Origin of the sequence: Trichlorobacter sp. (genome assembly GCF_030247655.1) — a bacterium.
GTDB lineage: Bacteria > Desulfobacterota > Desulfuromonadia > Geobacterales > Pseudopelobacteraceae > Trichlorobacter.
The window spans coordinates 1-8631 of sequence record NZ_JAOTRZ010000120.1; the positions used below are offsets into that span (position 1 = coordinate 1).

Sequence of the window (8631 nt, forward strand, 5' to 3'; positions counted from 1 at the left end):
CAGTAACAGACACCTCCTTTGCCAGTAACAACCGATAGAGCCCCAGTATCTCGGCCATCCGGTTCTGATACTTGGCAAAACTGTTCAGATTGCTGCGAATAAAGCCCAGCGGCGTGTTGATCTCATGGGCCATACCAGCGGCCAACTGACCTACGGCAGCCAGTTTTTCTTGTTGTAACATCCGTTGATAGGCCTGCTGTAGCTCTGCAGTACGCTCCTTAACCTTTATCTCAAGATCACGGGCCAGACTACGGTAGCGCCGTTCAGATTCCATCAGACGATGATTGGTAGCCACCAACTGCTCATAGGATTCCTGCACAATGCTGGTATGCACCTCGGTTGTCAGCATCCGCTTCAGGTTATTGGTCACCGTCAGTTGCAAGGCATCCTGCAGCAGACGGGCAATAGCTTCAAAACCAGGTGTTTGCTCTTGTACTTCCAGTAACAGCGTGCCTTTGGGCTCACCTTCCACCAGAATATTCATTCGTTGCCAGAGTTGCTCCGGCAGAGCTGTATCTGTTGCCACGCCTGATTTGACCAGCGGCAGATCATCTTCATCCAACAGTGCCGCGTAGCTGATCCCCAGCTTGAGAGCACTACGCAGCAGCGGTTCTATCTCGGCCCGGCCAACAATATCGGTCAGCCGCTTTTCTTCGCCGATAATAAACTCTATATGGGAGGTGGCTTCGGTCATGGCTTATTACTTTCTTTAAAAGCTTAACGCAGAGCTGCAGAGTGGCAGAGAACATCATGAAATTTTGTTTTTGGTTTTCCCCGAATCAATTATTTTTGCTTTTCACTGCGCCCCTGCGTCTCTGCGGCCTCTGCGTTAAAGCTGTTATGCCTTTACGATTGCCCGTACAAACGCATCCCGATCAACCTGAAAACGCTCCCGCAAGCCCAGCTTGTGGTCAATTGCATCAAACAGGGCTTCAACAGCCGCCTGAAAGGTTTCCAGCACCCCCACCCCCTGCAGGGCAGAAGCCATAAACACCGGTAGACCGGTGGGGGCCCAGGTTGCACGCAATTCATCCTCCGGCACCAGATCCGGCAGGTCACGCTTGTTAAACTGCACCACCAGCGGCAGCTTTTCCAGATCCAGACCCACCATGGCCAGGTTCTGTTCCAGGTTAGCAAAACTCTCACCGTTAATCGCCTGCTGGCTGACCTGCGAATCAGCAATAAAGACAACAGCATCAGCCCGCTGCAGCACCGCCTTACGGGTGGCATCATGGCGCACCTGACCAGGTACCGTGTAGACCTTGAGCTTGATCTTGAGGCCTGACGGAGCCACATAAAAGAACGGCAGCAAATCAAAGTAGATCGTGCGGTCTTCAGTTGTATCCAGCAACATCAGCTCACCACGGCCTTCCTGCTGCAGACGGTCATGCAGACAGAGCAGATTGGTGGTCTTGCCGGACAGGGCTGGACCGTAATAAACCAGCTTCAGGACAAGACGTTTTTGTTGTTCGTCAAATTCGATCATAAAAACCTTAGAACCTTAACGCAGAGACGCGGAGTAGCAGAGATGCGGAGAACGTCAAAAAATGGTTTTGTTTTTCCCCTGTTTTGTCGTGCCTTTCTCTGCGTCCCAGCCCCTCTCATTTTTCTCTGCGTTAAGGTTTAGTAATCACCCCTTGCCATGTACCAGAGCAAACACACCATGCAGCGGCGGATCCAGCTGATAATAACGCTGAATCGCCTCCACCTTGACAGCGTCCAGCGCAACCCCTTTGTTCAGTAACATCATGCCGGTGCCGGAGATAAGATCCTTGGTCAGAATCATGCCGGCCCGCAACTCTTCAGGTTTTAGTTCTAATTCAACGGTTGCATTGGGATCAATCTCAGGCATGGTAAAATAGGCATAGCGGGCAATCTTACGAAACACCCTTTGCAGACCTGGATCCAGCTTGATAGAGAGCCCCAACTCAATCCTTGTCAGGGCCTGTTCTGCAGTATCTCCTCCAATGGTAATGGCCTTATCCAGCTGATCTGCATAGGCAAGGATTCTGGCTCCAATCGGAATGTCATCGCCTGCAAGTTTGTCAGGAAAACCGGTACCGTTAAAATTTTCATGGTGATGCCGGATAAGGACACCGGCAGGCCGAAGGTCAGCAATGCTGTCAATGGCCATCTGGCCTCGCACCGGATGCTGGCTGTAAACCCTGAACTCATCCTGGGTCATGTAATCCTGTGATTTTTCAAGCACATTGTTCGGCATACCGATTTCTCCGATGTCATGCAGCAAGGCAGCAGTACGGATAATCTCAAGTTCTTCGGGCATTAGGCCGTATTCCCGGGCCGCAGCAACAGCTAACTCCATCACGTTGCGGGCATGCTGCTGCGCCTTCTGACCACGTAGTTCCACCAGGCCTGAAAAGGCATTAATGATCCCGCTGTAGTTCTGTTTCAGCTGGATCAGCGCCTCATTCAAGTCATCAGCCTTTTTCCGAATGGCAGTGGTTTGCTGTAGCACACGGTTCTTCAAATTTTCATTCCATTGCTTCATTTCTTCATTCTGTGCTTGCACTATTGCCTGTAAGCGTTTGTTGTCATTTGATAGTTTCCATGTTTCAACTGCGGCCTTCAAGGTCTGCAACAGGTCATCATCATTCCATGGTTTATTGAGATAACGGCTTGCTCCACCCTTGTTAATGGCATCAGCTGCAGCAGAAATATCAGAATAACCGGTCAGCAGCATTCGGATCGCATCAGGGGCCAACTGTTGAGATTGGTTCAGAAATTCAGCGCCGTTCATACCGGGCATCCGCTGGTCTGATACAATCAGGGCCACATCTGAAAGTGTCGTCAGCTTTTTAAGACCGGCATCACCGGAGTTGGCGATTTCCGTATCAAATTCTTCATCCATAACCAGACGCTGCAACGCCTTGAGGATATTTTCTTCATCATCGACAAATAGCACTGTGGGACGGATCGGTGTATCACTCATGGGAGCAGGCCTCCTGTTCTGCCAGTGGCAGAAAGGTCTTAATCAATTCAGGATCAAAATGGGCAGCAGTCATTTCCTGCATAATTGCAAGTGCCCGTTCCAGAGAATAGGCCTTGCGGTAGGGCCGGTCGGAGTACAGTGCGTCAAACACATCGGCAATGGCTACAATTCTTGCCTCAATCGGAATTTCTGACCCTTTCAGGCCGGAAGGATAGCCAGCGCCATCAAACCGTTCATGGTGATATAAAATAATATTTACCACTGATTCGGACATATGGGCTTGACGGGCCACCTCAGATCCCCAGCGGGGATGCTGCATGACCGATTCCATATCGTCTTCGTTTAATTTGCCGGGAAAGTTTAACACCCGTTCAGGCACCCCGATCTTGCCGCAATCATGCAACCAGCTGCCATGTTTAATCTCTTCAAGTTGCTGTTCTGAAAATCCCGCCGCCCTGGCAAGGGCAACAGCATAGCGGGCAACCCGGTCACAGTGACCTTTGGTATAGGGATCCTTCAGTTCAACAGTCTGAGCCAGAGAGAGATATACCGTTTCATCTTTATTCACCAGCGTATGGACCAGTTGATAGCGCATCAAGGCCTCATCAACCACCTCAATCAGTTCCTGATTATTCCAGGGCTTGGTTACAAAGCGAAACGCTTCGCTTTTGTTAATGGCGTCAATGGCGATGGTGAGGTCGGCATAGGCGGTCATCATGATCCTGATGGTATGGGGCCAGCGAGCCTTGACCTTGGACAGAAACTCTATCCCCCGCATACCGGGCATCAGGTAGTCAGACACCACCACCCAGACCTCTTCATTTTCAAGGATTTCAAGCCCTTCCTGGCCGGATGCCGCAAACAGACAGCGCAGATCATCCCTCTCAAGATACATCCGTTCAAGGGCATTACGGATCGGTTGTTCATCATCTACAAACAAGACAGTTCGCATTATTTGGTTACACCTCCAAAAATACCAGCACCACAGATTCGCTGTCTGCAAAAATGACCGTACGGCCCAGTACCCTCCACGGTCGATCACCAAAGGTATCAACCGTGTTTAGCGTCCGCTCTTTTCTTACCTGTTCAACGAGGATCTTGAGCCGATCATCACAAAAATGCTGGATATCAGTACCGAAGAAATCATCACAAAGCTGCTTCAGAATGCCTGCAGCAACCGTATTACAATGGGCAATCAGACCACACTCATCGATCCCCACCACCCCTACCGGCAGATTACCCAGCATGGTCTGGGAAAACTCAAGCGCCCTGTTGCGTAGTTCAAGATCTTCAGTCCGCTGTTGCACCTTTTCTTCAAGCACCTGGTTGGCACGGGCAAGTTCTTCAAGTAGCTCCTGGTTTTTCTTCAGTAAAAAATACCGTTCCAGGCAGTTCAGGATGGTGACCCGCAACTCTTCATCGTTCCATGGCTTGGGGATGAACTTGTAGATATGCCCTTCGTTGATGGCCGCCACAATTGCCCCGGCATCGGCATAGCCTGAAAGAACAATCCGTACCGTATCAGGCCAGCGCTCATAAACCGCCTTGAGAAACTCCACCCCGTTCATGACCGGCATCCGATAGTCAGATACCACCACCTGAAAGCTGTCACCAGCTTCAGACATAATTTCAAGTCCTTCATCACCTGAACCGGCGGTTACGATCTCATAGTCATCATCCAGAAAAATCCGTTCCAGTGAGCGCAGCACATTGCGTTCGTCATCAACACAGAGAATTCTTACGGGCATTTCGTTAGCTTCCATGACTGACTCCTTGTAAAAGTAAAACCTTAACGCAGAGATGCAGAGGGGCAGAGACACAGAGAAAATCAAAAACTGGTTTTGATTCTACCCCGTTGCCTTGCCATTTTCTGCGTCTTTGCATCTCTGCGCCCCTGTGTTAGGATTTTATAGCCCGTTCGCAACACGATGCACCCCATCCTTCAGCATTTTTTCTCCAAAATTTATCACCAAACCAAGCCTTAGATCCATCAACCGAAGGTATGTTAATAGCTGTGCCTCAAAGATCGCGTTGTAGGCGGCTACAGACTTAACTTCAACAATGATTCGATTATCAACAAGCAAATCGAGTCGTAACGGATAAGTAAGTCGCTCGCCTTTGTAGATCACCGGGACTTCACTCTGCCTATGGACAGCGATTTTCCGGTCTGTCAACTCCCAGGCCAAGGCTTCCTCATACAGTCCTTCAAGAAGGCCAGGACCACCAAGCGTCTTATGCACTTCAATAGCAGACGAAATAATGACACTACTAAGATCATTTACATGCATTATTAACCCTTTTAAAACCCTAACGCAGAGAGGCAGAGACGCAGAGGCACAGAGTAAAATCCAAAATCTTTTGGTTTTGCTCTTCCCCTGTTTTTAGCCTTTCTCCGCGTCTTTGCATCTCTGCACCTCTGCGTTAGGATTTTGATTTCTCTTCCTCAACAGGTAACCGCACCGTAAAGGTCGTTCCTTTACCCGTTTCACTCGTAACGGTTATCTCACCATGGTGCTTACGAACAATATCTGCCGAGATCGAAAGCCCCAATCCGGTACCCTTACCTGCAGGCTTAGTGGTATAAAATGGCTCAAAAACACGTTTTTGCACCTCTTCAGGCATCCCTTTACCGGTATCCGCAACCGAGACACACACCCATGCCGGTTCAGACCAGGTCTTGACGGTAATGGTGCCTGATTTGTCCATGGCCTGAGCCGCATTTACCAGCAGATTCAGAAAGACCTGGTTCAATTGTTGTGGGTTGCAGACAACCTGGGGAATATCACCAAAATCCCGTTCAAGGGTGGAAATATACTTCAGTTCGTTCCAGGCGATGTTGATGGTGGTTTCCAGGCATTCATTCAGATTGGCATGGGTCTCTTCGGCCTGATCAACTCGAGAAAAGCTCTTTAAATCCTGCACTATTCTGCGTACACGGTTGGCACCGTCAAGACTCTCTTTTATCAATTCGTTCAGATCACTGATGATGTAATCAACCTTCAGTTTCTGACGAAGCTGATCCAGTTCATCAAGGCCAGTATGGTTACTGCAGGCGTATATACTCCCTTGCAAGGCTGCAATATAGGTATCCAACCGTTCAGCAAACTTTCCAAGCGAGGTCAGGTTACTGGTGATAAATCCCATTGGGTTGTTAATTTCATGGGCCACCCCGGCTGCCAGCTGACCAATGGAGGCCATTTTTTCCTGCTGGATAATCTGGGCCTGCATCGCCTTCATTGATTCTTCATATTTTTTTTGCTCATCAATGGTCTTTTGCAGCTCCTGCATCTTGGCCTCAAGCTTGTTAAACAGCACTTCGTTATAGTTGCGTAACAGCTTCATCTCTTCATCCAGCGGATGCTCTTTGCCGGATAGTGATGAACGTTGCTGTTCTGTAAGTACTTCATTGATTGCACCCAGCAAAAGCTGTGGTGGCGATGGTTTTACCAGGTACCGGCATGCCCCCAGTTCCAATCCCAGTTTTTGTTCCTGCTGTTCTGTATAATCACTTGAATACAGGATGATCGGTACCTGCTGCAGGGTCTGGTCAGCTTTACACTGACGGCACAGTTCAAAACCATCCATGACCGGCATCATCACATCCGTAATGATCAGATCAGGACACTGCTGCTGCGCCGCAGCAAGGGCTTCAGAGCCGTTAACCGCACAGACAACATCATGCCCTGCCTGTTGCAGGATCAACTCAAGCATACTGCGACTCACCAGTTCATCTTCTACTATAAGTATCTTGGCCATAAGGTACCCTTATCGTCTTACGCGTCAGCAGGAGGAACAATCGGTATCTTGACAATAAACGAGGTTCCAACGCCCACCGTACTTTCCACCAGAATTTCTCCGGCATGTTTGTGGATGATGTCATAACAGATAGAGAGGCCCAGTCCGGTGCCCTTCCCCACTGCCTTGGTGGTAAAAAACGGTTCAAAGATTCTGTTCAGATGTTCAGGATCAATCCCCTTGCCGGTATCTGTAATTGAAATGCAGACGGTTTCATCCTCCTGCCAGGTGCGTACCGTGATGGTGCCCTGTGTTTCGATGGCATGGGCTGCATTTACCAGCAGGTTCATAAAGACCTGATTCAACTGCTGGGGACGACAGGTAACCGGTGGTATTTCACCGTATTGTTTAACTACATCAGCTACATATTTAATCTCGTTACGCACCATATTCAGGGTGCTGTCCAGGTTATCGTTAATGTTAATCGGCTTCCATTCAGCCTCATCAACATGGGAAAAGTTCTTCAGATCCTGCACAATATGGCGTACCCGTTCAGCACCATCAAGAGACTCTGCCAACAGGCCTTCCATATCTCCCAGAATGAAATCGATCTTCATGGATTTTTTTATCTTTGCAATCTCATCCACCAACACACTGTTGCCACTACGTGTTGTCAGATCAATCATACTTGCTTCAAATGCCTTTATTTTATTGATGTATTTTGCAAGTGAGGACAGATTGCTGGAGATGAAGCCCATTGGATTGTTAATCTCATGGGCCACCCCGGCTGCCAACTGTCCCACAGAAGCCATCTTTTCCTGCTGAACCGCCTGCATCTGCACCAGCTTCAGGTGGTTATAGGCCTCTTCCAGTTCTTGGTGTATTCCTCGTATTTCTGTAATATCACGCAGGTTTACCACATTTCCAACAGTGACACCGTTCTTGTTGCGTAATGAAAAAGTACGCAGATCAAAGAAGCGTTGATTGCTCTTATCATGTACGGTTCCACTACCGCTTTTATAGTTATCAATTGAAAACCCAAGACCGTAGAGAATAGAAGCCCAGCTTTTTCCATGCACATTTTCAAATGACAAGCCAACCAGCTGATTAAAAGGGGTATTACAACGCTGAATATTCCCCTGCGTGTCGCACATCAGTACGATATCGGTGATGCAGTCCAGGGTATCTTCCCATTCGCGCTTTGCTACTTCAACCTGGGCAAACAGCTTGTCAAGCCGGGTATGCTGCTGCGCTATCTCTGCCCTGCTCCGCTCAAGCTCTTCATCAAGCAGCTTACGTTCTGTCATATCCAGTACCGTTTCTATTGCTGCAATTCTGTTGCCTTGCTGATCATGGATTGGCGAGGCTTCAAACAGGATATAGCGGCGTTTACCTCCCAGACTTTCGTACCAGCCTTCAGCCTGCAGGGCACCAGGGATATGTAAGGAAGGGTGGAGCTGGCTATAGAGATTATTCTGGTTAGGCGGTTCACCGGTCAGGATAAAATCAGCCAGCACAGGGCGTTCATGACCATAAAACGGCACCCACTGACGCTTGGTTCCGATCATCTCGTCTTTGGTAAAACCGGTTAAATCTTGCAGGGCATTATTCCAGACAACAATACGGTGACTCTCATCCAGCACAAAGATCGGAACCGCTGCATTGCCGATCAACTGTTCAAGAAAGGTCTTCTGTTTCTCAAGCATATCCTGCAGGTGCATCAGATCAGAAATATCTGAAAAACTTCCGCGAACTCCGACTAACGAGCCATCGTCATCACAGATCTGCTGACAGGTGTGCGATACCCAATGTTCGTCACCATTATGATCAAGCAGCTTGATGTTGATACTGTTTGGCAACAGCAGCCGCTGTTGGTGCATGGCTACATGTTCAGTCCATATTGTTAAGCTGTCCGGCGAGATAATTTTTTTAAATATATTCAGATC

At 48.8% G+C, this 8631-nt stretch carries 7 protein-coding genes and 1 pseudogene; all 8 read right to left on the bottom strand.

What is annotated here, in order from left to right; genetic code table 11:
• Window positions 1-694: pseudogene (locus tag OEL57_RS10805) on the bottom strand (histidine kinase dimerization/phospho-acceptor domain-containing protein); the annotation flags it as partial.
• A gap of 144 nt (window positions 695-838) precedes the next feature.
• Window positions 839-1486, bottom strand: a complete 648-nt coding sequence (locus OEL57_RS10810) for a GTP-binding protein (protein WP_300740548.1) — start codon at window positions 1484-1486, stop codon at window positions 839-841.
• A gap of 144 nt (window positions 1487-1630) precedes the next feature.
• Window positions 1631-2950, bottom strand: a complete 1320-nt coding sequence (locus tag OEL57_RS10815) for an HD domain-containing phosphohydrolase (RefSeq protein WP_300740549.1) — start codon at window positions 2948-2950, stop codon at window positions 1631-1633.
• Complete coding sequence (locus OEL57_RS10820) at window positions 2943-3902, bottom strand: HD-GYP domain-containing protein (protein ID WP_300740550.1); 960 nt, start codon at window positions 3900-3902, stop codon at window positions 2943-2945. Before OEL57_RS10820 ends, OEL57_RS10815 begins: the two co-directional genes overlap by 8 nt.
• A 7-nt stretch (window positions 3903-3909) precedes the next feature.
• On the bottom strand, window positions 3910-4713 hold the full coding sequence (locus OEL57_RS10825) for a response regulator (RefSeq protein ID WP_300740551.1): 804 nt from the start codon (window positions 4711-4713) through the stop codon (window positions 3910-3912).
• 144 nt (window positions 4714-4857) lie between these two features.
• Window positions 4858-5238: a GxxExxY protein gene (locus tag OEL57_RS10830; protein ID WP_300740552.1), complete on the bottom strand. Its 381-nt coding sequence runs from the start codon at window positions 5236-5238 to the stop codon at window positions 4858-4860.
• A gap of 133 nt (window positions 5239-5371) precedes the next feature.
• Window positions 5372-6706: a hybrid sensor histidine kinase/response regulator gene (locus OEL57_RS10835; protein WP_300740553.1), complete on the bottom strand. Its 1335-nt coding sequence runs from the start codon at window positions 6704-6706 to the stop codon at window positions 5372-5374.
• 17 nt (window positions 6707-6723) lie between these two features.
• On the bottom strand, window positions 6724-8631 hold a 1908-nt coding region (locus OEL57_RS10840), incomplete at its 5' end, for a PAS domain-containing sensor histidine kinase (RefSeq protein ID WP_300740554.1).

Coding starts and splice junctions, on each gene's coding strand:
- OEL57_RS10810 (WP_300740548.1), bottom strand. CDS start 1,486: ATGATCGAATTTGACGAACAACAAAAACGTCTTGTCCTGAAGCTGGTT.
- OEL57_RS10815 (WP_300740549.1), bottom strand. CDS start 2,950: ATGAGTGATACACCGATCCGTCCCACAGTGCTATTTGTCGATGATGAA.
- OEL57_RS10820 (WP_300740550.1), bottom strand. CDS start 3,902: ATGCGAACTGTCTTGTTTGTAGATGATGAACAACCGATCCGTAATGCC.
- OEL57_RS10825 (WP_300740551.1), bottom strand. CDS start 4,713: ATGGAAGCTAACGAAATGCCCGTAAGAATTCTCTGTGTTGATGACGAA.
- OEL57_RS10830 (WP_300740552.1), bottom strand. CDS start 5,238: ATGCATGTAAATGATCTTAGTAGTGTCATTATTTCGTCTGCTATTGAA.
- OEL57_RS10835 (WP_300740553.1), bottom strand. CDS start 6,706: ATGGCCAAGATACTTATAGTAGAAGATGAACTGGTGAGTCGCAGTATG.